This is a genomic window from Mesorhizobium loti, from assembly GCF_003148495.1.
GTDB lineage: Bacteria > Pseudomonadota > Alphaproteobacteria > Rhizobiales > Rhizobiaceae > Mesorhizobium > Mesorhizobium loti.
On record NZ_QGGH01000007.1, the window covers coordinates 160017 to 185782 of the forward strand.

Genomic DNA, 25766 nt, shown 5'->3' on the forward strand with positions numbered 1-25766 from the left:
GGGGGCCGGTTGAGCGGCCTAAGCCTTGGAAGATCAATCCACGCCTGCAACGGCGGGCTGTTGCCCGGCCGTCATCAAGGTCATCGTGATGAGCTTCCTCGCCTCGATCCGCTTAAGGCAATGATCGGGAATATCTGGCCACGTCGCCTTGGCGCATTCTTTCTCCGTGACCGCGACGGATGTCTCCGGCTGCACGTTCGCGGCCTGCGTAGCGGTGGATGACGCGAAGAGAACCGTCTGAGTCAGCAGAGCCGATAAGGCGGCGACCTGGAACAGCACAGCAGCAAGGGCGATCTTTTTGAGCATGCCAGAGAACGCTCTTCAACGGTCCCGGTTCCTCCAGCTTTCAGTTTTCGGCGCCCTAGCGGGAACAAGAGACGCGGATTCCGGTTAAATGGATTATGCCAAACAAGATCAAGGAACCGCCACCGAAGGCCGAACCGAAGAAGGCAGATCCTCGGCGTCGCGACAAAGAAGCACCGCCAGAGCTTGAACACGTCGATCCGCCACCGCGAGACGTGCGAGAGGCACCGGTACCCAATCCAAATGGCGACAAGAAATCCTAACGAGATCGCCGAAGCCGAAGGCCAGGCTACATGCCTGCTACGCGACAACGCCGTAGCCCCGGTGTCGTGATGTCATAGACGAGTGCGCTGGATCAGCGGAAACGATTCACCCGCGAAAGGCGGCGGGTCCGGCCTTTTGAGGCAACCTAAGGACTTCCGATTCCGTAGGCATGCGGTAAATCAGCCCTTTTGGGTGATCGACTGAAGGTCTCATAGCTTTGAAAAATTTGGCTCCCCGGGCCGAATGAAACCGCGAACTACGAGCTGCCGATCCCCCTCGAAACTACGCTAAAACCTTCCGTCAAGACTCGCAAGCGTGACCGAGAGCGCGCGGAGCGCATCGAATTGGCCGGCGGGCCTGGGCCATCCCTCCGAGACCGTGCTGTCGCATTTGCCCGTGAAAAGGGTGAAGTGCGAACGCGCGAGCTGACTGAGATCGGAATTCCCCGCTGCTATCTGGCCCGGATGTGCGACGAGGGGCTGCTCAGCAAGGTTGGCTATGGAATCTACCGCGCCACAGATCGCTAGGTGGCATCATTGGATTTTGGCTAAGCCGTGGTTTGCCGAGAGCATTCTTGACGTCGTTAACACGCGGGGAAGAGGCGCGAGTTCCTGCACGGGTCCGGGCAGGATGGTGACCTTCGCGCTGTATCCGAGGCCGTTGTCGATCATCGCGAAGCGGCCCGATGATAGCTTCAGGCGCTGGCGATAGGTGCCTGAGACGTGTTCGCCGGCTATTGCCGCCCCGCTAGGAAAAAAGACCGGCGCCCTCGCTGGGAGGTTGCCCGAATGGCGCCGGCCAGACGGTCCTTTTCAGGTCCGCCGCTCTCCAGACATAGCTGAGTCTTCCGCTGCGTCAGGTGGTGGCGGACTACGCTTTGGCTTTCCGCCTCGCAGGTGCCTTCTTGGCTTGTGCGACGGGTTCAGCCTTGCGGCCAAGCCCGATGGACTTCGCCAGTTGCGAGCGCTGAGCGGCGTAATTCGGAGCTGTCATAGGGTAGTCGTGCGGCAAGTTCCATTTGGCGCGATAGGCGTCCGGTGTCAGGCCAAAGTCCGTGCTGAGATGCCGCTTCAGGGATTTGAACTTCTTGCCGTCTTCGAGGCAGATAATGAAGTCCGGCGTCACCGACCTCTTCGGGTTGACCGCGGGAGTTTGCGGTTCAACGACAGGCGGAATCGGCGTGCCTAATCCGGACAGCGAAGCATGAACCGATGCTATCACGTCCGGCAAACCAGACACCGGCAATGGATTGTTGCTGACATATGCTGAGACAATGTTGGCTGTTAACTCAGCTAGTTCGGCAGGGCGGGTGTCGGATTCGTTGGTCATTGGTGGTCCTTTTGTCTGATTTATCCCCTCTCTATTGGTTGATGATCAACGACGCAACCGTCCTCCTAAGCCTGGTCTATCGAACTGCAGTGGAGGCGACGCAGAATTCGTGCAGACTTCGGACAACCTTTTGATGTTATTTCAGAAGTAGTAGCGACCGTAGAGCGAACGAGGGTTGTGGAGCGAAGTTGCCTGCCGAGCATCCGGTTGGCTGGGGTTCCTGGAAGCTTTTCGAACTTTCTGTGTCTCGCCTCAGCCAGAATTGCGTGTGCTCATGGACAAAGTGGGACGTTAGATTCGGATTTTGGATAATTTCGACGGTGTCGAGTTCTGGCATGTGTGCCTCCCTGTAGCGCGCTCCTTCAAGTTTTTACATTCTGAGCGCCTTTGCTCCCACAGGTGAAATAGCTGCTGCGTGCCACATCCTGGTCATTACGTCGCGCTAGCGCGCGTCCAAAAGCTGTTACTCCCGCGCTGTCCAACGAAACTCCGTGCCGTCCGGGGCGACCACGCCTACAAGCCGGTGCCCGGCTGCGTTGCCCTGAGTATGGATCGCGAATGTAGGGAGAGACTAATCACGCGGCCCGGATTGTCGGCGTAAACGACGCGGATCCTGAATTCGGAGGCCGGATGTATTAGTTTTATCTAATATTTGATCACGAAAACGTGTTCTGTCATCTGATAGTTTTCAACTTTTGCTGATTGCTTGAGCGACGTTCTCCAACGGATAAATGAAAGTACAACTGCGTGTTGTCTTTCCGGGGGGAAAGTGGATTCTGTCACGCCTATATCGACTGTGCTGGACAGTGGTGTCATTTGCTTGATGCTGCTCACCCAGTATTTGCGCCAGCCGGCAGACCCCGATGCCATTCGCCACGACTTGGGTCTGGGTGAGCGCGTCGCCGATCGCGTCGACATTGTGCGCGCGGCCAAGCGGCTGAAGCTCAAGGCACGGAGCGTGCAGCCGTCGGCGAAGCGGCTGGATCGTCTGCCGCTGCCGGCCATCATCGAGAAGAAGGGCGGCGGCTTCGCGGTGTTGGCGGCGGCATCCGCGAGCAAGGTGCTTTTGCAGGACCCGCACGTTGGGGCGCCGCAGGAGATGACGCGAGAGGAATTCGACGCGCTCTGGAGCGGCCATGTCATCCTGGTGACCAGCCGCGCCTTCGCGCAAGGGTTTTCGCGACGCTTCGACTTCTCGTGGTTCATTCCTGAGATCATCCGTTACCGCTGGATCTTCGCCGAGGTGCTGCTCGCCTCCTTCTTCGTGCAATTGCTTGGCCTGATCTCGCCGATCTTCTTCCAGCTGGTGATCGACAAGGTGCTGGTCCACAATGGGCTGACCACGCTTGAAGTACTCGTCATCGGCCTGTCGGCTGTCTCGATGTTCGAGGTACTGCTCACCGGGCTGCGCACGTACACCACCATCCACACCACCAGCCGCATCGATGTGGCGCTGGGCGCAAAACTGTTCCATCACCTGCTTGGCCTGCCGATTGCCTATTTCGAGGCCAGGCAGACCGGCCAGACCGTGGCGCGCGTGCATGAGCTGGAAAACATCCGCGCCTTCCTCACCGGCTCGGCGCTCACCGTATTGCTTGATGTCTTGTTCCTGTTTGTCTTCCTCGCCGTGATGTATCTCTATAGCCCGTGGCTGACCCTGATCGTCATCTGTTCGATCCCCGCCTATGTCATCCTGTCGATGGCGGTAACACCCGAATTCCGCCGCCGCATCGAGGAAAAGTTCAACCGCGGCGCCGAGAACCAAACGTTCCTGGTCGAGTCCATCGTCGGCGTCGAAACGCTAAAGGCGATGGCGGTCGAGCCGCAGATGCAGCGCCGCTGGGAGGACCAACTCGCCGGCTATGTCGGCGCCGGCTTCCGCACCGCCAGGCTCGCCAATTTTGCCTCCAACACCGCCCAGCTCATCTCCAAGGCGGTGATCGTCGGCACCATGTGGTTCGGCGCCAAGGCAGTGGTGGCTGGCGACATGACGGTCGGCCAGCTGGTCGCCTTCAACATCATGGCCGGCCGCGTTTCCGGCCCAGTGCTGCGGCTGGCGCAGCTGTGGCAGGATTTGCAGCAGGTGCGCATTTCCGTCGACCGGCTGGGCGATATCCTCAACGCCCCGGTCGAGATATCAGGCGGCGGCGGGCAAGGGTCGCTACGCAAGATTTCGGGCCATGCCGCCTTCGACCACGTCACTTTCCGCTACAGGCCGGGCGAGCGTGAAATCCTGAGCGACGTCTCGTTCCAGACCGAACCCGGCGAGATCATCGGCATTGTTGGCCCGTCGGGCTCGGGCAAGAGCACCGTCGCCAAGCTGCTGCAGCGGCTGCATGTGCCGGAGCGCGGCCGTGTGCTGATTGATGGCGTCGACCTGGCGCTGATCGACCCGCGCAGCCTGCGCCGCCAGATTGGCGTCGTGCTGCAGGAGAATATTCTGTTCCGGCGCACGGTGCGCGAGAACATCGCGCTGGCCGATCCGGCTTTGCCTCTGGAGCGGGTGATCGAGGCGGCCAAGCTCAGCGGCGCGCATGAGTTCATCCTGCAGCTTAAGTCCGGCTATGACACGGTGCTGGAGGAGCGCGGCTCCAATCTGTCAGGCGGTCAGCGCCAGCGCATCGCCATTGCCCGTGCCTTGGTCACCAATCCACGCATCCTTCTGTTCGATGAGGCGACCAGCGCGCTCGACTACGAGTCCGAATACATCATCCAGCAGAACATGCGGCTGATGGCCAAGGGCCGCACCGTGTTCATCATTGCGCATCGGCTGGCAGCGCTGCGCGACGCCACCCGCATCATGACCATCGAGGCCGGCCGCATCACCGAGCAGGGCACGCATGAGCAGCTTTTGAAACTCAACGGCCGCTACGCGCAGCTCTACCAACTGCAGGCCGAACAGCGCCCGTCGTTCCAACCCCAGGCGGCGGAGTAGGCGATGGGACGCTATTGGCAAGCAATCAGGGAAGGCGTGGCGCGCGAGAGCGAAGCCAAGCGCCCAAAACTCAACCGCGACGAGCGCGCCTTCCAGGCCGCCGCGATCGAGATCCTGGAAACGCCGGCCTCGCCGGCAGCACGCATCTTCTCCGCGCTGATCATGTTGTTTGCCGTGGGCGCTCTGGCCTGGTCATGGTTCGGCCGCATCGACACCTATGCCACCATCCAAGGCAAGCTGATCCCAATCGGCAAAGTGCAGGTTATCGAGCCGCTGATCACCGGCACGGTCAGGGCGCTGCATGTCAAGGCGGGCGACCATGTCGCGGCGGGAGACGCGCTGGTCGAGCTCGACCCCTCCGAATATCAGGCCGAGCGCCAGAAAAATGCCGGCAACCTTGCCGCCGCCGAAGTCTCCAAGGCCCGGCTTCAGGCGCTGATCGACGCCGTGGCCGATGACACGCCTGCGACGGAAGCGGCGTTCGTCGTGCCTGAAAACGCCCCCGCGCCGCTGGTCGACTTGCAGCGCCTGCAGATGCGCCAGTCGCTGGCAGCCTATCAGTCGGAGCAGGACAGCCTCGAAGCCGAGATTGCGCAGAAGCGTATCGAGATCGAGCGTGCCGGCAAGACTCTGGTCGAGCGCCGCAAGCTGGTCCAACTCGCTGGCGACAGGCTCGATGTCTACGTCGCGCTGGAAAAGCGCCAGGTCGGTATCAAGACCAGCACCATCGAGGCGCGCCAGGGGGAGCAGGACCAGTTGATGGCGACGGTGTCCGACGAGGGTCACATCGCCGAGCTCGAAGCCACGGTGAAGACGCTCGCCGCGCAAAAGCGCGCACGCCGCGATGCATATCTCGACAAGGTTGCTACCGAACTGATCGAAATCGACCGCATGATCGGCGTGTCGCGGCAGGACCTCGCCAAGGCCGAACTGTTCGAGCGCGCCAGCTTGCTCAGATCGCCCGTTGCCGGCCGCGTTCAGCAGCTCGAAGTCAACACGCTAGGCGAGGTCGTGCAGACCGGCCAGAAGCTGATGGTGGTCGTGCCCGACGGTACGAAGCTCGAGATTGAGGCGATGTTGCTAAACCGCGACAAGGGCTTTGTCCATGAAGGGCAGGACGTACGCGTCAAGCTCGAGGCCTTCCCCTTCACCCGCTACGGCACGCTCGACGGCAAGGTGCTGACTGTCTCCAACGACGCCATTCCGGCCGGCTCGCCACAGGAACCATTAGCGGCCAAAGAAGAGACGGCGCGGGACAGTGCTGGGCCATTGGTGTTTCCAGTGCGCATTGCGCTGAATGAGACGTCTTTCCGCGTCGAGGGGAGGGATGTCGTGCTGACGCCGGGCATGTCGGTGACGGCAGAGGTCAAGACCGGTAATCGGCGGGTTCTGGAGTTCCTGCTCGACCCCCTGATGGAAATGACAGACGAGGCGTTTCATGAGCGGTAAGACGGAGACCATCATGTACCATAAACTGATTTTGGCATTGCTTGGGTGCTCAGATGACGCCAATTAAGAATGTTAGTAGCCTTTATTTAGGCTGGGTTATGCTGGTGGCATTTTTAGCTGGTGTTTTTTCAAGTATTATCGAAAAGGTTAACAACTGCGGTAGTTACATTGGAATGGGTATAAATTATGGGTATGGCGGATCGGAGTGCGAGTCCTATCTGTCACATAGATACGGACTTTCTTTGCTGTCTCAGTCGAGTGATTTGCCGATAGATATATTATTGCTGCCAGCAATAGTGTATATCATTATTACCATATGTATAAATTTATTGTTGTCCCTATTGCACTATACAGACGTTCCGTTTAGGAGGTTTTTTACCATAGCTAATTTCTTAGTCCTATATTCTTCTTACTGTTTATCAATGGTTGTACTTTGACATTTTCCACACGAAGTACATTGGCAATGTGGCATTCAAATCCGTTCTAGATGAGGAAAAAGTGCATGGCCGACTTGTTCAACGTAGGAACTACGGGTGGTGGAACGGCAAGAGCCAGAGTGGCACATAACCCTCGAGGTCAGACAATTAGTGAATCAAATGGACAGCCTATGCGCGCCCCGGCCGAATATGACCCCGTCGCCTCTGCTAGGAATGCGATTGTAGATACATACAATGGTCGTAGCAGCTTATCCGTCATGGGCGACTATAAGACAAATGGCCCGCGTGATCTGCAACGCAGCTACAACGGAGTGATTGGTCGGGGATATACGGGGTTTGTCGCCGATTTTACTGCGGTGGCAAGTTATGATTTTGGATTTGTCGGTGCATCTCTCGGGTTCGACCTGGATACCCTTAAGATTGGGGCTGGGGTGCTAAACGAAAAGAACGCTTTGACCAACAAGAATGTCGACAACTCGGGGGAGTGGGGGAACAATCCACGGAATATCGACAATATGACAACAGGCTACCGTGATGGCTTGTCAGCTTTGAGGGATGGAGCCTTTGCTGATATGCATCTCGCCGACACTGCCCTGATCGATGAAAACAGGCTTGGTAAATACTTCAGCGGGTGGGATTTCTCCAGCATCGAGCCCAAGTACACTGGGGCAGCTCATTCCGCTGGAGTACGAGAATGGGGCCCCAAGTCCGGGCTCGATTCGCCTTCAGAGCATGTTCGCAGCGGAGGCGAGCGCGGCGGGACGTCGCCACGTTCGGGAGCAGATAGCCCTGCCGGCGGAAGTACCCCGTCATCTGGCGGATCCACTGGCAAAAGTACAAATCCAGGATCTGGCCGCTCGGGGATGGCCGACCCATCGGGCTCACCAAAGGATTCGCGCGCGCCCGACCGCAGTGCAGCGCCAAACTCCTATGGCGGTAGTAGGACTCCCGCAAAAAATCAATTCGCCTCTACTCCAGCAGTCGGGCCGATTCCGGACTTTGCCGATGACTACGGGACAGCCCCGCCTCAAACTGCGGGCCAAATGTTTTTTAACCCAGACACCGGTGTCGAGGTAATCGTCGACCCTGACACGCTGAAGATGGTACCGATAGGGCAAGTACCAATAATGCATATAACAATAGATCCCACCCCCACTAACTCAATTCATCCGATGGAAGTCCCTGGGAACCCCCTCGGAGCGTTCGGTAACGCGGTTGCTGGAGTATTTGGCGGAATTGTCGGCGCGATAGGCGGTCTTGTCGGCGGCATAGTCGGCGGCATTGCTCATGCGATCGGAGGCATATTCGGTGGGGGTGGTGGAAGCCATGGGGGTAGTGACCATTCCAGCTCTGGATCCGGCTCAGGTGGAATGGGCAACAGTGTGCACGGAACGCCGGCAGTGGGTGACCACGCCGGTAACCATGACGGTATCGGCCACGACAGCAATAATGGTTGGGGAGGTCATCCCGTCCTGCTTGATCTTTCAGGCAATGGCCTTTCAATCAATCCGCTTTCATCGTCGTCGCAGTTCCTCGATCTAAACGGCGACGGCTACCAGCACCGCACGGCCTGGGCCGGCGACGGCAATGGCGTATTGGTGCTCGATGCCGATGGCGACGGCAAGATCAGCCGTTCCAGCGAGTTTGTCTTCACCGAATGGGACCAGACGGCAACCAGCGATCTCGATGCGCTGAAAAGCGTTTTCGACACCAATCACAATGGCGTGCTCGATTCCGGGGACGATCGCTGGTCCGACTTCAAGGTGATGGTGAATGGACAGCTTGTGTCGTTGGCTTCGCTCGGCATTGCCTCGATTGGTCTGACGGCGACGGGCAGCGGCCAGAACTTTGCCGATGGTTCGGCCATCACCGGCACGGCGACCTATACCAGGACCGACGGAACCACTGGCGCCGTCGGCGATGCGGTGCTCGCCTCTGACGCCAACGGATATATCGTCAAAACCACCACTGTGACCAATGGCGACGGCTCCAAGACGACGACGCTTGGCGGCTACGACAGGGATGGCACGCTGGCCTTCCAGAACTGCATCACCGTGAGCGCCGACGGCCTGTCGACGACAACGCAGTTCGACGATGATGGCAACGGTACTTATGAGCGTTCGCAGTCCGACGTGACGTCGATAACGGCGGGTGTGCGCCGGCGCGTCGTCAGCGATTTCAACGCCGACGGCTCGCTGGTTCAGCGCACCACCACGACGACCAGCGCGGACAAGACGACGGTAACGACGGCACTCGACCAGGACGGCGATGGCGTGACCGACCAGACCCAGGTCTTCGTCAAGAATGCGGACGGCTCTACCACGACGACGGTTTCCGAAAACAGCGTCAACGGAACCTTGCTGCGCAAGGTTGTCACCACTTCTTCCGCCGATGGTCTCACGAAGACGGTTCAGAGCGATTCGACCGGCTACGGCGTCTTCGATCTGACCAGCAACGAGACGACGGTCGTGGCCGGCGATGGCACCCGCACCAAGACCGTTGCCGAAACCTCGAGGGGCGGTGCGCTGATAGATCGCGAATTGACGGTCACCAGCGCCGACGGCCGAACACGCACCGTCTCGCACGACCTCGACGGCGACGGCATCTATGAGACCCACGACGTCACCGCCATCACTACCGGCGCCGGGAGCTCGACCGTAACGACCGTCTCCACCTTCAGCTCGAGCAATGTGCTGATCGGCAAAACGGTCGCGACCACAAGCAGTGATGGTCTTTCCAAGACTGTCTCGACGGATTCGAATGGCGACGGACAGGGCGATCTCGTCTCCTCGGACGTGACCGTGGTCGGGACCGGCGGCAGCCTGGCGGAGACCCAGCAGGTCAAGAGCCGCGACGGCACCTTGCTGTCCAGCACCATCACCAACACCAGCGCAGATCGTAAGACGATCTCGATCTCGACCGAATTCGATGGAGATGGCCATGTCGATATGGCCAAGTCGATCCTTATCGATGCCGTCGGCGTGACGACCTCGACCGTCAGCCAATTCAACGCGGACGGCTCGCTGGTCGGCAGGACTTACGACCAGACCTCCGCGGACGGCTTTTCTTTGACCCACAAGGCCGACATAGATGGCGACGGTACCTACGACACCGTCGTCACCGATGTGACGACCACGGATGCCTTCAGCAACCGCACGCGAACGGTCATGACCAAGAGTGCCAATGGCACGTTGGCCGGCACTTCCGCGATCACCACCAGTGCCGATAGCCTGACACAGACTCAAAAGGACGACGTCGACGGCAACGGAACGATCGACCGCACGACTGTCACCGCCACTGTTCTTGGCGGCGATGGCAGCCGCACCGTGACCGCTACGACCACCAGCGCCACCGGAGCGTTGCTGGCCAAAACCGAAGTCAAGACCAGCACTGACCGCCAGACCATCACGACGAAGATCGATGCTGATGGCGATGGTGATATCGACCGGACCGAGGTCACCGTACGCAACGCCGACGGCTCAACCACCCAGACAGTGACCGATACCTCAGCGAGTGGGGTCCAGATCGACCAGACGGTGAAGACGACAAGTGGCAATGGGCTCTGGAGCTCGGTCTCGCATAACATCGATGGCGGAGTAGACGACACCTTCTGGGACATCACCGGACTCAACAGCGATGGCTCCAAGACCCAGACGCTGGAAGACTTTAGCAACGACGGCACGCTGCTCACCAAGCGTATCGTCACCACCAGCGGCAATGGCTTGTCACTGACCAGTCAGACCGACGCCGATGGCGATGGAGTTGTCGAAAGCAAATCCATCGACGTCACCGTCCTCAACGCCGATGGGGCGACGACCAGGACTGTTTCATCGCTTGGCGGTACGGGCGCCTCGATCGGCAAGACCATGGCCACCACCAGCGCCAACGGTCAGGCGCTGACGATATCGAGCGATCTCGATGGCGACGGACTTTTCGATCTTGTCTCGTCCGACGTGAAGCTTCTCAGCTCCAATGGCAGCACCAGCGAAACGCTGCAGGTGAAAAGCCGTAACGGCTCACTGCTTTCGAGCTCGACCACCAGCAGCAGCGCCGACCGAAAGACGATCTCGATTGCGACCGACGCCGATGGGGACGGCCATGTCGACACTGTCAAGACGATCATCGTCGACAATACCGGCCTCACCACATCGACGATGAATATCTACAATCCCGACGGCTCGCTGGCGGTCAGGACTTTCGATCAGGCGTCGGCCAACGGCCTTTCTCTGACGAGCAAGGCCGACATAGATGGCGACGGAACTTATGATAGCGTTGTCAACGATGTGACTGCCATCGATGCCTCCGGCAATCGCACGCGCACCGTCACTAGGAAGAGCGGCAACGGCACGCTGATCGGCAGTTCTTCCGTAGTGACCAGTCCGAATGGGCTCACCCAGACCGAGAAGGACGACATCAACGCGGACGGCACCGTCGACCGCACGATCGTGACGGCCACGGTGCTTGGCAGCGACGGAAGCCGTACTGTGAGTGCTACAACCACCAGCACAAGCGGTGCGGTGCTGTCCAAGACCGCGGCGACAACGAGTGCCGACCAAAAGACGATCACGACGACGATCGACGCCAATGGCGACGGGCATGTCGACCAGACCCAGGTCACCGTACGCAACACTGACGGCTCGACCACGCAGACGGTCACCGATACCGCGGCCAATGGCGTGCAAATCGACAAAACGGTGACGACGACCAGCGCCAACGGTCTCTGGACATCGGTGGCGTATAACATCGACGGCAAGACCGACGATACCCACTGGGATATCACGAGCCTCAACAACGACGGCTCGAAGAGGGAGATAGTCGAAGACTTCAGCAACGACGGCACCTTGCTCAACAAGCGTACCATCACCACCAGCGGCAACGGACTGTCGGTAACCAGCCAAACCGATGCCGATGGCGACGGCATCATTGAAAGCAAGTCCGGCGACGTCACCGTCCTGAACGTAGATGGCTCGACGACCAGGACCGTGTCCGCACTTGCCGGGACTGGGACGTTGATCGGCAAGACCATCACCACAATCAGCGCGAATGGCTTGACTTCGACGGTACAGGCTGACCTGGACGGCAATGGCACGATCGACCGGACTAGCAACGCCACCACCATTCTCGGCGTTGATGGATCGAAAACCGACACGGTTGCGGTCAAGAATGCCAACAACGTGCAGATCGCCTTCTATCAGACCATCACTAGTGGCGATGGCGACACGGTGACGACGACTCGGGACGTCGACGGCAACGGGACGATAGACGCTAGCAGTACGACCACCCTCAACGCCAATGGCTCGACCACAATGGTCAATCGCACCTATGCGGTCGGCGTTGTGACCTCTTCGGCGACAAGGACCGTCAGCGCCAACGCTCTCTCCAACACGCTTGCCACCGATCTCGACGGCAATGGCACCATCGATCAGTCGATGACCGATGTGATCGTGCTCAACGCCGACGGCAGCAAAACCGAGACCATCACAGATTTCGACGGTGCCGGTGCCGTGAGGGACAAGACCACGGTTGTCACGAGCGCCAACGGCTTGACTAAGACGATGACCTGGGCGGCAGTTGGCACGACCACCAGCCGCTCGAAAGTCGACACGAACTTGCTTAACGCTGATGGCAGCACGACAGAGACAATCGACTACAAAAGGGCAAATGGGACTTTAGAGAGCCGCACAGTCACAACGGTCAGTGCCAACAAGCTAACCACCACAATCACCAAAGACGTCAACGGAGATGGTACGATCGACATCACTACCACCTCAGCAGAGGCCCCCGATGGAAGTGTCACGACCACCACGACAGGGCCGAACAGCAGTTCGGGGACGTCCTCGACTACCAGTAAGGCCACCACTGCCAGCGCGAACGGGCTGACTACTTCAACAGTATATGGCGCAACGCTAAACCAATATGTAGCCGGAATAACCGGAAAAATCACTAGCACGACCACACTTGGGGCAGATGGGTCAACGACCAATCTGCTCAAGAAGTATGCCTCGGATGGTCTTACGCTAATGGACGAGGCGAGAGTCACCGTTGCCGGTGATGGTCTTTCCATCACAACGGAATCTGGTGTTACTACCAACGACGACAATTTTCCCCAGAAGCGGACGGACGTTACCGCGCTCAACGCCGATGGTTCGAAAGTACGTACCGTTAGCCGTTTCGATGGCTCGGTGCTAACCAGTGCGCTCGCTACGACCACAAGCGCAAACGGCCTCTCGATCACCACCAATTGGGATCTATTTGGAGCCAATCCCCTCAGTGAGGATTCAACCGACGTTACCACGATCAATGCTGACGGAACGAATACAAGAACCGTCACCAACTTCAAAGCCGATGGCTCGCAGCTGTCAAAATTCATCACCGCCACTAGTGTCGACGGCAAAACTGCAACGACACAGGAGGACATAGACGGCACCGTGGGTATCGACAGAATTACCATCTACGACCGACGGATACTCTCCGACGCCACAATCATCGAAACGGTCAAGAGGCAAACCACCTCCGGCGTTTTGCTCGATAGCCAGGTTGCGACTACCAGTGGTGACGGACGCAAGACATCGATCACACGCGACAGCGATGGCGACGGCACTGTCGACCAGACGGAAGTAACGACCAGGGGGGTCGATGGGTCCGTCACGCTTGTTATCGATGATTTCAGCTCGGCTAATCATAAAACAAGTGAAACCAGGGTTACGACAAGCGCCGATGGCCTTACGACCGTTTCCGACTGGGATTTCAATGGCGACGGAACGGTTGATCAACGGCGAACAACAATCGCGAAAGTGCTGGGTGACGGGGGGTATCAAACTTCGTCAACCGACGTGAACGGAACTGCGGGAAGCGTAATCAGCATCGGTAGGACAATGGATACCGACGATGGTCAGTACTCATTCAATGGCGTCGATTATGACCAGGATAACTACTGGGATATATCGGATAACAGGTTCACCAATCTCGATGGCTCGGTGGTTGACACTATTCACACGAAGGCTATCGCACGAGATGTTTCAAAGCTTATTCCAGGATTTGTCTATTGGAAGCAGGCGATAGCCAACAATATCGTCATGAAAACAAGCTCGGACGGACTTACAACGACGAGCTATTTTGACTATGACGGCAATGCCACGGACCCGTCGACAGCTCCTAGTAACGCCCCGAACCTGACGGGTTATGAGGTCATAGCTGTTTCCCAACAGCAGATCGACGGATCAGTATCGACAGCTTTTACCGAGAGGAATGGAAGCGGGGCCGTTGTCGCAAACGGCATCATGACCGTCAGCATAGATGGCATGACCACCACGTTGCTCAAGGATGCCGATAACAATGGCACCTATGAACATCGGGAAATGGCCGTAACGCGTATCGACGGCTCGATCCGCAAGGTCGCGACCGACTACAATGCTAGCGGCGTCGTGACGCAGACTGTGACCACGGATGTCAGCGCCGACCGTAAGTCCACCTCGGTCGTCGCCGCAAATGGAACGACCGGAACCGGGACCACAACCGGCGCGGGCGTCGAATTCATCGCCACTGGCACAACGAACGACACCATCACAGGCAGCGCGGGTGACGACCACATCCAGGGCGGAGCCGGCATCGACACACTCAACGGCGGCGCTGGCGATGATCTTCTCGACGGCGGCACTGGTGCCGACATCATGAAGGGCAATGCCGGCAATGACACTTATGTCGTCGACGATGCCGGCGACCAGGTGATAGAGGCCGCCAGCGAAGGCATCGATATGGTGCTGAGCTCGGTTACCTACACGATTTTCTACGCGGACGTGGAGAACCTGACGTTGACCGGCACCGCTGCGATCGACGGCACAGGCAATGTGTCATCGAATGTTCTGACCGGCAACTCTGGTGACAATCGACTCACCGGAAACGGTGGCAATGACACGTTCTTCGGGGGGGCTGGTAACGATTTTATGCTCGGCAACACGGGTAACGATACAATGCGCGGCGGCGGCGGGAACGATCATCTTGAAGGTGCCGAGGGCAATGACAACTACGTGTTTCAACGCGGCGACGGCAACGATTATGTAGGCGATTTCCGCGCTACCAAGAAGGTCGGCTCGAGTGATACCGCTGCGGCTCAGGCTTTGGGCGTGTCCGCCACTGGTATAGTCAACACATGGGTCGGTGGTTACATGTGGAGTACTACTGCCAATCAACTGCTCATACTGGGTGATGCCGGCAGCGACACCCTGACGCTTTCAGGTGGCATAGTAGCTGAGGATCTATCCTTTGCATGGACTGGGCGGGATGGAGACGATCTTACTATTACAATTGCGGGAGGCTCGTCCGGCGACAGTGTAACACTCGGTCAAGAGGCGTTTGCTGGAGCGAGAATCGATAAGCTTGCGCTGGATGGTATGAGCGCAACCAATTTCATTGTTGTCGGCGCGGTCGGAGGAACCGCAAACGCTGGAACTGGGTCCAACATAATCTTTGGCCTTGCTGGGAACGAAACACTGTGGGGCAATACTGGAACGGACATAATTTACGCTGGCGCGGGAAATGATGTGCTCTCCGCCGGGACGGGCGATGACACGTTGGTCGGCGGGACCGGCAATGACTATGAGAACGGTGAAGGTGGTAGCGACCGTTACGTGTACCGGCGAGGTGATGGCGCCGATACTGTCGAAGATTTCAGCATGATCGTGACGACGGCTGCGGCCGATGTAAGCGCCGCCCAGGCCTTGGGTGTTTCCGCTACTGGGTACACCAATACATGGATCGGTGGCTATCTCTGGCAGACAAGTACGAACAGCCTGCTGAAGCTGATCGATGGCACCGGCTCCGACACGTTGTCGCTGGAAGGCGGCATCAAGGCGGATGACCTTTCCTTCTCATGGATAGGGGTTGGTGGGGATAATCTTCAACTTGCCATAGCCGGAGGTCCTGCTGGCGACAGCATCCGGTTGGATCAGCAGAAGACAGGTGTTGCAAAGATCGAAAAACTCCAGCTCGATGGGCTTGGGCCAGTGAACTTGTTCGTCGCGCCATCGTCGGGTGGAACGATTAGTGCCGGCAGCGGTTCAAACATTATCTTTGGGCTATCTGGCAATGAATCGCTCTACGGCAATAGCGGCGTTGACGTGATCTATGGCGGGGCTGGCAATGACTGGATGGCTGGTGGGGCCGGCAATGATACATTATTTGGGCAGGCCGGGAATGATTACCTGGTTGGTCAGGACGGCGACGATCGATATGTTTATCGGAGAGGCGACCAAGCCGATTCCGTCGACGATGCGACCTATGCCGTAACAACCGCCACTGCGGATATCAACGCCGCTGCTGCCCTAGGTGTCTATGCCGGTGGTGTCGTAAACACGTGGGTCGGAGGCTATGATTGGGATGCCACCAACAGTCACCTTCTTAAGCGGGGTGAGGCGGGCACTGACACGATAGATCTTCAGGGTATCAAGGCTGACGACCTTTCCTTCTCCTGGACCGGCGTCGGGCATGATAATCTCGTGATCAACATTGGTGGAGGACCGGCCGGCGACAGTCTCACGCTTTATCAGCAGGGCGTTGTCGGTCGGGTCGAGCAAATAGCTCTCGACGGGCTGGGCACGATGAACTTCGTCGTCGCCGCCTCAACCGGCGCCATCGCCAACGGCAGCGCCGAAGCTGACATCGTCTTCGGTCTCACCGGCAATGAGACGCTCAACGGCAATTCCGGCAATGACATTTTGTCGGGCGGCGCGGGCAACGACACGCTGGTCGGCGGTACTGGCAACGACCAATATCGGTTCAGGGCCGGCGATGGCGCCGACACCATTATCGAATCCGGCGACTACAACGACAATGATGAACTTGACTTCGGAAACGGGATCGATGCCAACGAGCTCTGGTTCGCCCAGCAGGGCAACGACCTCGTTGTTTCGGTGCTCGGCACCACAGACAGGGTGACGGTTAGCGGCTGGTTCACGGGCCAAGGCAATGTCGTCGAAACGCTGAAGTCCGGCGACGGAAAGAGGCTGCATTCGTCCGATGTCGCGACGCTGGTCGCCGCCATGGCCGGTTTCGATCCGGCTACCTCGCCGACCGGTTCGGGCATCCAACCCAACGATCCGCGCCTTGGCGACCCGAGCCAGACCGGCACCATAGCGGCCGCCATGCAGCATACGTGGATGGCGGCCTGAGAAGGTGAATATCGCGGGGCCTCGAACCGGGCTCGGCGTCGCGACGACCAGCATGAAATCAAAGCTGCTGGACCTCGAACTTGAGAAGGAGAATCTAGCCCGAGAGCTTCAGGCGATGGCAGCCGCTGAAAGCATTGCGAGTTTCATCCGGCAGCGGTGACGGTCTACCGTCGGCAAGTATCCGAACTCCAGGACGCGTTGCAATCAGACGAGCGCGAGCGTCACTAGGCGGCGAGGATCATCGGGGCGCTCGTCGCGGGGATTGATATCATTCCGACGGCGGGTAGGGGACAGGTGAGCTGAAAGTCCGCGGTGCGCTGGCTGAACTTCTCAACCTACCAAATCGCAAACCAGGAACAGCGCCTAACGCTGCATTGATGGTAGCGGGAGACCGCTACATCGCTAGACCCACTATTGAAGGGGCATTCTTTTGCTATCGGAAGCACGCCGCTTAGTCGAAACTCTCCAGTTCTGAGAGCAGAGGTTGATTGCTGCCCTCCAAAGGCAGAGGTCATAGGTTCGTATCCTGTCGGGGGGCGCCAACAAAATCAATAGCTTATGCGACCGTTGCAAGTATGCGCCGGCTTGTCCCACATCTTTTTCCCGCACACATCGCGAATGAGCTGCCTCGGGCGCGCAGCGAACCAATTCGGGCCTTCAATGGAAGAGTCACCCAGTCGCCGAAAACCCGCGTGTCGTGGGGCTACCCGCAGGCGAGCGTTCGCCAATCCGGAAGTGCGCGCTTGGACTTCAAACACGGCCAGATGACTGAAATCTCCTACAAGCCTAGCACCTCGTCCTACGGCCACAGCATATCCAAATTTAGATGGATCGGCGTGACAAGTGCCTGAAAATTGGCATTCAACATTTACTGTCAGTAAGTGTGAGCGTCGCATGCACGCTTCTACTCAAAATCGAATGGAGATTCACATGCCAGCGCTCAAGAAGCTCTTTTTGGTGGTATTTACCACGACCGTCGCGGCTTGTCTTGCGGCGTCGCTGTGCTTGGCAGATGCGCCGAGCGTCAACCTCCACGTAACAAGTGGGCATTCCAACGCAATTCCGACGAATTTGCCTGCGCCCTTGACGACACCACTGCCGTCATTGACTTGGCACGGAGTGGCTGTTCAAAAGCTTTCCACTACGACTTCGGAAGGCCGTCACGTTCCGCAAGTGCCGTCGGGCCCAACAAATCCTAGCCAGGCGCAGGCCGAGCAACTGAGCCCGTCTATCGGTGCTTGAGCGGCCCTGCCGCCGATCGAAAATCCGCCACCGGCCTCCACTTCGCCGGCAGAAACCAATCACGCCACGGATGTCGGGTACCATGTGCCGTCGTCCCACGACGGTGGCGGATTTTCCTCTAGTATGGGCGGCCACCCGTTCTACCCCGACCGCTATGGTGGGCTCATCTGATCGTTCGAAACAACATTCAGGTGCCCGCCAAGCTGAGCCTGCTGGGCGCCTTACCCGGCCTTTTCGGTCTCATTGGGAGCGCATGGGCGGCACGATTGGCCGGCGGTAGCTGCCCTTCGCGCTGCCGTTCTCGGTTTCATCCGCCATCTGGCTCTCTCCTGCATCTTGCCCGAGATCCGCTCCCATACTTGCGTGACGATTACTAGCAGTGTTACGCTTTCAAAAAACAGGGGGATGATCATAATGTGGTTTCGACCAGCTGTACTAGCGTTGGCCGTATTTGCGTCAGCACCTGCAAACGCACAATCTGATCTCGAAAATCAATATCCTTCCAATAGTCAAATTGAGGACCTAAAAGGGGCACTCGGCGCAGTTCCATTAGGCAGCGCGCGAGAACTCACTAAGCTTGGGTTCGACCTCATCAAGCATTTCGAAGGCTGGTCGGCCGCAGCATACGACGACCCATCCAAATATTGTACAATTGGCTACGGCCATCTTATAGCGTTAAAGCCGTGCCGCTCGATCGATCTTAATGATTTTTCTAAGCCGCTCACTGACCCGCAAGGGATTGCCTTGCTTGAGAAGGATACAAGGAGCGCGAGGGCGTCTGTCGAAAAGTTGGTCAAAGTTGACCTATCGGACGATCAATTCAGCGCTCTTTCTTCTTTTGTATTCAATGTCGGAAAAGACAATTTTGCAAACTCGAGTATGCTGTCGCTGATAAACGAGTCAGAATTTGATAAAGCGTCAAAACAATTTGGGCGTTGGGTAAAGTCAAAAGGAAAAGTACTTCCCGGACTGGTGACGCGACGAGCATGTGAGGCCACACTTTTCGTAAGCGATCTCACTTACGGAAAGAATGGAAAATTCAGCGAAGCTCAGTGCGAGACCCTCGGCGCCGTACCTACCGCTGACCTTGTGGACTTGGACGTCGGTGAGGCAAACTGATGATACTTGATTGGCGCTCCATTGGCATTGTGCTGATCGCTGGTGCTTACGTCACGGTCTGCCACGCCGCCGGCGAAAAATCCTGCATCCAGCATTTTCTCGCGGCGCAATCGCCAGCGCCCGCAAAGGTCGCCGCTATAGTCAAGAACGTGTCCAGCGCGATCGGCTTGGCCCGGCAAATCCAGATTGTGCCTTGCACGAGCGTGACTGATGCCGAGGCTTTCGTAAGCGACGGCTCCAATCCACTGATGCCGGAAGGCAGCGAATATATCATTTACAACCCCCAATGGGTTCAACAGGTTGCGGGTGACCATGACACCGAGTTGGTCACCATATTTGGCCATGAGATGGGGCATCTGCTGAACGGTGACTTCACCGCCAACAAAGCCAAATCCAGGCACGATAAGGAGGCCGCCGCCGATCAATTTGCAGGTTGTGCAGTTGCGCGGCTGCATGGAGAGAAGGACCAAATGGATGAGGTGCTACTCCGTCTTCGATCTGCTCCTGATGGATCTGCCGCGGACGACACCTATCCGAGTGCTGACGAGAGCCTGGAGCAGGCGCATACAGGGTTCGACCACTGTCCTCAGCCACCTGATGATAAAGAGGCTGGGCAGCCGCCTACTGTCACTACGACTGTAAAAACCGTCGGGAGTGGAAACGCCGCTGTTGTAGGAAATGGAAATAACGTTTCTGTGAGTAAGTGAAATGCTAGAAGTCTATTTCTTGAGATGCAGACGCTTCATAGCATTGGGTGTCATCTGGGCGATGACATTTCTAGGTTCACCTAACGCATATTCTAAAACTACTATTGATAACAATGGGGACTGCAACGCTAATGTTTCTGGCAGCGGAAACACTGTAATTGTAAAATGTGCACCCGGGGAAAAGAGTTCGCAAGCCGACCATCTCATAATTGTTACATCTGATGCGATGAACGTAGTCGATTTTCCGAACATAAATCCCAGTATGATTAACCCCTTCCTTAGCACATACTCTGTGGATATCGACGATGAGGAAGTGATCTCCAGCCCATTAAATACCCCATTTGAAGATGCCACCTTGCACAAGAGTGATGGTGATTACTCCTTCAAGATGGAGCTCGATTTCGTTTTCGTGAACGGTTTCCAGGCTCAAGCCCACTGCTCTGGCATTCTCAAAGTCCACGCTAGCGCCGCGCTTATTCCTCGAATGCTAGTACTGGCAAATCCGGCCGGCCGGGTAGCTGCTCAAACCTGCAGGTTCGACATTCGACCGTGACAACATTTGTTGGCCAGCGCGCTTCCAGCGCCTGCCCGGCTTCCAGTGCCGTCCGCGTCGCGAGCGCGCGGACGTTGCTGCCAAGTGCGACGCGCCTGACGGCATCGCCGGCGTTGGTCACGAGGCCGGCCAACCGACGGGGGATCAGATCGGGTCGCGCCAGGCTGGACAACAGCGAGCCATCCCCAAGGCTGTCGGATATCTGCCGATTGAACTCGGTCGCGCTGCCTTGCGCTCGGCGCCGCATCGTTCCTTGCAACACGTCGATTAGCTCGCTCATCCGGTCTGCAAGGCTACGACGGAGTGACCATTGACGATCTCGTCGCAGGCATAGGTGTGGGACGGCCAAGCCTGTATTCCGTCTTAGGCGACAAGCGGGCGATATTCCTGCGCGCCCTTCGAGCCTATGCCGAAGCGAAGGGCGCCCGCGCTGCGCAGACGCTCTTCTCGCCGACGACCGTTCGCGATTCGCTCGCGGGCTTCGTGAGGCACGCCGTAGAAAGTGCGACCGAGGAAGGACAAGCGCCGGGGTATCTTCTGCTGTGCGTTGCGCCGCTCGTGGACGATGCCGAGGTCCGGAAGTTCCTCAAGGACACCGTAGCTGGCGGTATGGCGCTGGTAGAACGGCGATTCTACGACGCGATCAGCACGGGAGAGGTACCATCTGACTTTCCGGTATCCGCGCGTGCGAGCCAGTTCCTCGACTTGTCGCGCGGTCTCACCATGCGTGCGCAGATGGGCATGACGCGCAAGACGCTTCTGAAGGATGCCGAGGAAGCGGCCGACTTGGTGCTGTTGCCGCGGCGCGGAAATGCGGCGCCAGAATGTTGATGTCGCGCTTCATGCCGAAGCGCACCGTCTTCGCCTTGGCACTCTTGGAGTCCTTTTAGTCCGTCACGCTCATCATCTGTCAGGCTGTCCGGTTGCGCGCAGTGCACACTTCACTGGCGTGGGGAGCAGTCGAGAATTCCACCATTTGGGGATAGAGCTGGCGCTTATGTTGCCTTTGGCTCATGCCCGGGTCCGATCGATACGAGCTGAAGTGGACCGGAACTCTCACACATCTCGTTGCGACGAGATCGCCTGGTCCTCGCCAGCGGCGACGGTCTGATCGCTCAGCAGGGTGAGCCCGGCGTCTTCAAGCACACGGACGGCGGCAAAGCTGCTGTGCCCGTCGATGAAGCGGCGCTGGACGAGCGAGGTCGGCAATCCGGCAAGATGAAGAAGCAACGCGTGATAGAGGACGCTGAGCGCCGAACTCAGCAGCTGGATGTCGTCAACAAAGGCATCGTAATCACCAGGTGCTCGTCTTCCGCCGAAGTGGGAGACGTCGTTGCGCCGCTTTGCGCATCGCTCAGCGAAGGTTTTCAGCTGCCCCAGCTGAAATTCAAGTGGCAGGGTGGCGAGAAGTTGAGCGATCCTGGTGGCAAGCGAAGGCTCATCGCTCTGCGGCAGCCACCGCTCAGCCCAGTCGCGATCCTTTTTCGTTGCGATCGCGTCTAAAATGCGCTGCACCTTGGCAACGAGATTCGGATGGGTCGCGGGCGCCGGATAGAGCGTGCGATGCAGTGCTTCCAGACCCCACACGAGACTGGCGAAGCGGTGCTCTGGGTACATCACTTGACCTCGCCGGTTGCCGAGGTAGAGGTGCACGCCGGGACCGAACCTGTCGTAGAGACCCAGCCAGTTCTCGAGGACCGCGCCGAATGGTTCCCGGCACAAGCCGAAGCTGGCGAAACACTGATCCCAAATCACCGGCTCCGGTCCGCGCCGGGCCCGTCGGTAATAAAGCCGCACAGGTGGGCTCTTTCGGGTCCGGCGGAGGATGGGGAACGGCACGCCTCGATTGCTGTCCGTCAGCAAGATCAGCAAATCCTGGATTTTCGACGTCAGATCGATGGCATCGTGGGCAGTCAGCGTCCGCTTTGAGCGCAGCAAGCGCAACGAGGCCCGTTCCTGCCAGGCCACTTCGCGCATCTTGGGAGCATGGGGGCCGTCAATCCAGCGGGCCAATTCGAGCGTTTGTCCTTTCAGGCTCCAGCGTTGTGCAGCGGGACTTCGGTAAGTGGCTGAGACGGTGCGCTCGGTTTTCCTGACCTTTATGCTCCTCAAAACAAGCCAATCCTCAAGACCGTCGAGAGGTATGTCGAGCCGCGAGAACCGCAGGACTTTCTCCGCGTTAAACCGATCGTGAGAGATCAGACATTGGCTAGCGAGATAGGCCTCGGTGGATGGTCCGTCCGTATGGGTATTGCCACCGTTCCTGGACAGTCCTCCGAGCCACACCCGCTCATCTGTCCCGGTAAGCACCCCCGCCACGCTGCCCTCGACAGGACCCTGGTGAAACAACCGCGAGACACGATCCACGGGATCTGGCCGGCCGAGCGGGGCATCCAATTCCAGGTCGATCCGACCGGTCTCGGACACCCGCAGCACGCCCGGGACGCTGGTGGGGTGCGCGAAATGTGTATCCGGCACCACCAGCTCAGACTGCCAGAAGAAGCCGCGGCTTTCGACTAGGTAGGGAGGCATTCTCGGTTCAATCCATCGACGGGAGCCCAACACCCGCTCCACAACAGGGTGTGACTCCGCAGCTATCTCGCATTGTAGGCCCTGTAGTCCATCGTGACGGTCGAGCCAAGCTCCTCGGTCACCGACACCAGGCGAGTTCCGGCGGCCGCCACAACCGCGTCGCCGGGGTGCTTTTTACTGCCTGTGCGGACATGCGCGACGAGGATGGCCTCGGGACAAAGCATCTGAAATGCTGCATCGGAATTCCTATCCGAGCCATGGTGCGGCAGTGCGAGCACCTGGACGCGGGCAATCGCTAAAGTCGGCAGGCTCGAGCAGCTCGGCGTCGCCGGTGTTTAGCCAGGCGGCCTCGGAGCCGCTTGTAGACCACCAATTCGGTCGATGGATGCGCCAGTGATAATTCATATCGGCGCTCACCACCGGGGTGCTTAGCAACGACAGCGACGCGCGGTTCGAAGAACCGACATATTGCTTGTAGATGCTGCGGAGCCCGGCCCGACCCGCGGGAGTCCGCGCGTGACGGGCCACAGCATAAGCCAATGCGCCCAACCCAGGCTGAGGCGATCCTGCGAGCGTGGTTCCAACCAACTGTTCGATGTCTTTGATTATGCCGGACAACGCATAAGGCTGAATGGGTGCACGATAGGGCTTAAGACGCAGTCCAACGGTACGGGCATGCAGCACAATTTCGCAAACACCACCCTCGATAATTTCGGTTCGGACCGGTGATATCGACGCACCGACCACCATTTGGGGGGCCACCACCGGCGACGGTGACGGTGTGATCACTATATACCAGCCACGTTCGTCTTTGGGACGATCCGGCTCACCGCCCTCCGAAATGCCTCCTCCTCCATCGGCATCACCGCTGCGCAAAAAGATGACGCGGTCTGCTCCACGAGAGCCGAAAAAGCCGGCCGGATCCGCGGCCAGATCAAACAGTGCCCGGTCAAGATTGTCGCGGGCGATTTCGTGTAGAAGTAGGTAGGCGAATTCGCGTTCGTTCAGATACGGCACCATCACGTTGTTGACCACCGTGCGGCTCATGATTCTGTCGAGACCGCTTACATGGTCGGTGTCGAAATGCGACACAAACAACCAGTCGAGTGCCATCGGCGATCGACGGGCCCAGGCGGTGAGGTACTCATCGAATCTGGCGGTCCGCCGCGAACCGCAGTCGAAGGCCCAGTTGAATGTTCCTTCGCCAGGAACCTCGAGGTGGCCCGTGTGGAAGCCGCCATGGCCCACCGCGTGCTGAATCCATTTTACCCTGAGCATGCAGCACCCTTAGAGTCAACGATCTGCCTCGGTCAGCCTTTATTCTATCCAATTCCGCTGCTGCATAGCTAAGTTATTAGCTATCAACTGATTTAATAAACACGCGGTAGTAAAAGGCGTGACTTCGCCGTCAAGGTGGCCTTGATCAAAAGGTCCACTGCAGGGAGGGGAACTCGTGGGAAATCCAAAACGACTGGCTGTCTTTCTGGACGGAACCTGGAACACGTTGGGCGACAATACCAATGTCTGGCGCCTGAAATCCCTTTGCGATCCGGACGATCCGCTGCAGCTGGTCTACTACAGCTCTGGTGTCGGCACCCAACTGGGAGAAAAGATCAGGGGCGGGCTCTTCGGCTATGGCCTCGATCACGAGATCACCGACGCCTATGAATGGCTGATCGACCACTTCAACGATGGCGATCAGCTCTACATCTTCGGGTTCAGCCGGGGCGCCTACACGGCGCGGAGTCTCTCAGGCTTCATTTCAAAATGCGGCCTGCTCAGGCCGGGATCGCCGCTGTCGGTCTCCCAGCTTTATGGCCGTTACCGGCGTCGAACCGACAAAACAATTCGCGACCTCGCGGCTGCAGGAGGGGCAAGCCAGACTTTGTCTTTGGAGGAGCAATGGGTGCTGCGCTACTCCAAGCCGATCAATATTGAGTTCGTAGGCGTGTGGGACACTGTCGGATCTCTCGGCATTCCTGTCGGCAAAAGGCGCAATATCGAGAAATATCGGTTCCTTGAGACCCATCTCCGGCTAAGCAATGTAAACGCCTATCAGGCGTTGGCCGTCGACGAACATCGCGCCTCCTTTGCCCCGACGCTGTGGACCAGGACAGACGTGATTGGCGGTTCCAATCCCGCGCCGGCCAGACCTATGGCAAACGTAGAGCAGCGATGGTTCGTGGGGGCGCATGCAAATGTGGGAGGAGGTTATGCAAGCGATTTGCTGGCCCAGATTCCTCTGAAGTGGCTTATGACGAAAGCGCAAGCCCATGGCCTGAAATTCCGAGCGGATGTCGACGTCGAGGGAGACAACGCGCTTCCGCCCATCACAGATTCATACGCGGGGTTCCTCGGAGGTATCTACCGATGGTTCAGCAGTCCCTACTACCGGCCGATCGGCGCAGCCGCCCAGATCGGCACCGGCTCTACGACGTCGACGATCAACGAGACCGTCGATAAGAGTGTTTTCGATCGCTGGCAGGCCGACACCTCCTACCGACCCCAAAACTTGCAGGAATGGGCTAAGAGGGTCGGAGTTGATCCATCCGGGATTACCCAGTCGGTCCTCGCCGCCGATCCGACGATCGTCGCGCCGGTTGCGTAAATCGTGCGCAGAGGGGCTTTGGTACCCTACTTCCCGGTCTTCAGCGTTTCATTCAGTTCCGCAGCCAGATGCAGACCGCCTAAAGCCAGTTGCTGCATAACGAGGGGATGGAACTTGTCAAA

Annotated in this window: 16 protein-coding genes and 1 tRNA gene; 10 read left to right on the forward strand and 7 right to left on the reverse strand. The window is 58.3% G+C overall.

All coding sequences use genetic code 11. The annotated features are described in order from the left end of the window. Positions 1–33 precede the first annotated feature (33 nt). Positions 34–306 carry a hypothetical protein gene (locus tag C8D77_RS24335; RefSeq protein WP_109668773.1) on the reverse strand — a complete coding sequence of 91 codons (273 nt, stop codon included), beginning with the start codon at positions 304–306 and terminating at the stop codon, positions 34–36. Positions 307–911: 605 nt separating this feature from the next. On the opposite strand from C8D77_RS24335, the gene C8D77_RS38835 reads away from it, so the two are divergent. Further along, the gene (locus C8D77_RS38835; protein ID WP_281277037.1) at positions 912–1094 is read left to right on the forward strand and encodes a type IV toxin-antitoxin system AbiEi family antitoxin domain-containing protein; all 183 of its coding nucleotides are present in this window, start codon (positions 912–914) and stop codon (positions 1092–1094) included. A gap of 343 nt (positions 1095–1437) precedes the next feature. Here the strand turns inward: C8D77_RS38835 and C8D77_RS24345 are convergent, their stop codons facing one another. After that, positions 1438–1896 carry a Ros/MucR family transcriptional regulator gene (locus tag C8D77_RS24345; protein WP_109668777.1) on the reverse strand — a complete coding sequence of 153 codons (459 nt, stop codon included), beginning with the start codon at positions 1894–1896 and terminating at the stop codon, positions 1438–1440. 769 nt (positions 1897–2665) lie between these two features. On the opposite strand from C8D77_RS24345, the gene C8D77_RS24350 reads away from it, so the two are divergent. Further along, positions 2666–4831, forward strand: coding sequence for a type I secretion system permease/ATPase (locus C8D77_RS24350; RefSeq protein ID WP_013896627.1), 2166 nt, complete (start codon positions 2666–2668; stop codon positions 4829–4831). Positions 4832–4834: 3 nt separating this feature from the next. Then, the gene (locus C8D77_RS24355) at positions 4835–6280 is read left to right on the forward strand and encodes an HlyD family type I secretion periplasmic adaptor subunit (RefSeq protein WP_013896626.1); all 1446 of its coding nucleotides are present in this window, start codon (positions 4835–4837) and stop codon (positions 6278–6280) included. A 1597-nt stretch (positions 6281–7877) separates the two neighbouring features. Here C8D77_RS24355 and C8D77_RS37670 read toward each other — a convergent pair. Continuing rightward, positions 7878–8045 (reverse strand): hypothetical protein, encoded by a 168-nt coding sequence (locus tag C8D77_RS37670; protein ID WP_167313577.1) that lies wholly within the window; start codon positions 8043–8045, stop codon positions 7878–7880. A gap of 72 nt (positions 8046–8117) precedes the next feature. On the opposite strand from C8D77_RS37670, the gene C8D77_RS24360 reads away from it, so the two are divergent. The 5 genes from C8D77_RS24360 (at position 8118) to C8D77_RS24375 (ending at position 19951) form a co-directional block, all read left to right on the forward strand. Then, positions 8118–16883 (forward strand): calcium-binding protein, encoded by an 8766-nt coding sequence (locus C8D77_RS24360; protein WP_146211801.1) that lies wholly within the window; start codon positions 8118–8120, stop codon positions 16881–16883. A gap of 472 nt (positions 16884–17355) precedes the next feature. Beyond that, a tRNA-Trp gene (locus C8D77_RS24365) sits at positions 17356–17425 on the forward strand. Positions 17426–17813: 388 nt separating this feature from the next. Beyond that, a complete protein-coding gene (locus tag C8D77_RS37300; RefSeq protein WP_146211802.1) occupies positions 17814–18125 on the forward strand; it encodes a hypothetical protein in 312 nt (103 codons plus the stop codon). Positions 18126–18539: 414 nt separating this feature from the next. Further along, entirely contained in the window at positions 18540–19244 is a 705-nt protein-coding gene (locus C8D77_RS24370) for a lysozyme (RefSeq protein WP_170136807.1), read from the forward strand. Next, positions 19244–19951, forward strand: a complete 708-nt coding sequence (locus tag C8D77_RS24375) for a M48 family metalloprotease (RefSeq protein WP_109668784.1) — start codon at positions 19244–19246, stop codon at positions 19949–19951. Before C8D77_RS24370 ends, C8D77_RS24375 begins: the two co-directional genes overlap by 1 nt. Before the next feature lie 473 nt (positions 19952–20424). Here C8D77_RS24375 and C8D77_RS24380 read toward each other — a convergent pair whose 3' ends face one another. Beyond that, positions 20425–20784, reverse strand: a complete 360-nt coding sequence (locus tag C8D77_RS24380; protein ID WP_109668786.1) for a hypothetical protein — start codon at positions 20782–20784, stop codon at positions 20425–20427. A gap of 5 nt (positions 20785–20789) precedes the next feature. Between C8D77_RS24380 and C8D77_RS24385 the strand changes: the two genes are divergently transcribed. Continuing rightward, positions 20790–21335 carry a TetR/AcrR family transcriptional regulator gene (locus C8D77_RS24385; protein WP_109668788.1) on the forward strand — a complete coding sequence of 182 codons (546 nt, stop codon included), beginning with the start codon at positions 20790–20792 and terminating at the stop codon, positions 21333–21335. A 225-nt stretch (positions 21336–21560) separates the two neighbouring features. Here C8D77_RS24385 and C8D77_RS24390 read toward each other — a convergent pair whose 3' ends face one another. From C8D77_RS24390 to C8D77_RS24395, 3 genes are all read right to left on the reverse strand, one after another. Continuing rightward, positions 21561–23036, reverse strand: a complete 1476-nt coding sequence (locus C8D77_RS24390) for an ApeA N-terminal domain 1-containing protein (RefSeq protein ID WP_109668790.1) — start codon at positions 23034–23036, stop codon at positions 21561–21563. A 62-nt stretch (positions 23037–23098) separates the two neighbouring features. Then, positions 23099–23260 carry a hypothetical protein gene (locus tag C8D77_RS37675; RefSeq protein ID WP_170136808.1) on the reverse strand — a complete coding sequence of 54 codons (162 nt, stop codon included), beginning with the start codon at positions 23258–23260 and terminating at the stop codon, positions 23099–23101. A 22-nt stretch (positions 23261–23282) separates the two neighbouring features. Further along, complete coding sequence (locus C8D77_RS24395) at positions 23283–24314, reverse strand: MBL fold metallo-hydrolase (RefSeq protein ID WP_109668792.1); 1032 nt, start codon at positions 24312–24314, stop codon at positions 23283–23285. A gap of 175 nt (positions 24315–24489) precedes the next feature. On the opposite strand from C8D77_RS24395, the gene C8D77_RS24400 reads away from it, so the two are divergent. Continuing rightward, on the forward strand, positions 24490–25644 hold the full coding sequence (locus C8D77_RS24400) for a DUF2235 domain-containing protein (RefSeq protein ID WP_109668794.1): 1155 nt from the start codon (positions 24490–24492) through the stop codon (positions 25642–25644). Positions 25645–25766: the final 122 nt, after the last annotated feature.

Excerpts from the sequence above, each read along its gene's own strand:
- C8D77_RS24355 (WP_013896626.1), top strand. The coding sequence starts at position 4,835 with ATGGGACGCTATTGGCAAGCAATCAGGGAAGGCGTGGCGCGCGAGAGC.
- C8D77_RS24380 (WP_109668786.1), bottom strand. The coding sequence starts at position 20,784 with ATGAGCGAGCTAATCGACGTGTTGCAAGGAACGATGCGGCGCCGAGCG.
- C8D77_RS37675 (WP_170136808.1), bottom strand. The coding sequence starts at position 23,260 with ATGCTTTGTCCCGAGGCCATCCTCGTCGCGCATGTCCGCACAGGCAGT.
- C8D77_RS37300 (WP_146211802.1), top strand. The coding sequence starts at position 17,814 with ATGCCAGCGCTCAAGAAGCTCTTTTTGGTGGTATTTACCACGACCGTC.
- C8D77_RS37670 (WP_167313577.1), bottom strand. The coding sequence starts at position 8,045 with ATGGCTTCCACCACCCCCACCGAATATGCCTCCGATCGCATGAGCAAT.
- C8D77_RS24395 (WP_109668792.1), bottom strand. The coding sequence starts at position 24,314 with ATGCTCAGGGTAAAATGGATTCAGCACGCGGTGGGCCATGGCGGCTTC.
- C8D77_RS24345 (WP_109668777.1), bottom strand. The coding sequence starts at position 1,896 with ATGACCAACGAATCCGACACCCGCCCTGCCGAACTAGCTGAGTTAACA.
- C8D77_RS24335 (WP_109668773.1), bottom strand. The coding sequence starts at position 306 with ATGCTCAAAAAGATCGCCCTTGCTGCTGTGCTGTTCCAGGTCGCCGCC.
- C8D77_RS24375 (WP_109668784.1), top strand. The coding sequence starts at position 19,244 with ATGATACTTGATTGGCGCTCCATTGGCATTGTGCTGATCGCTGGTGCT.
- C8D77_RS24390 (WP_109668790.1), bottom strand. The coding sequence starts at position 23,036 with ATGCCTCCCTACCTAGTCGAAAGCCGCGGCTTCTTCTGGCAGTCTGAG.
- C8D77_RS24370 (WP_170136807.1), top strand. The coding sequence starts at position 18,540 with ATGTGGTTTCGACCAGCTGTACTAGCGTTGGCCGTATTTGCGTCAGCA.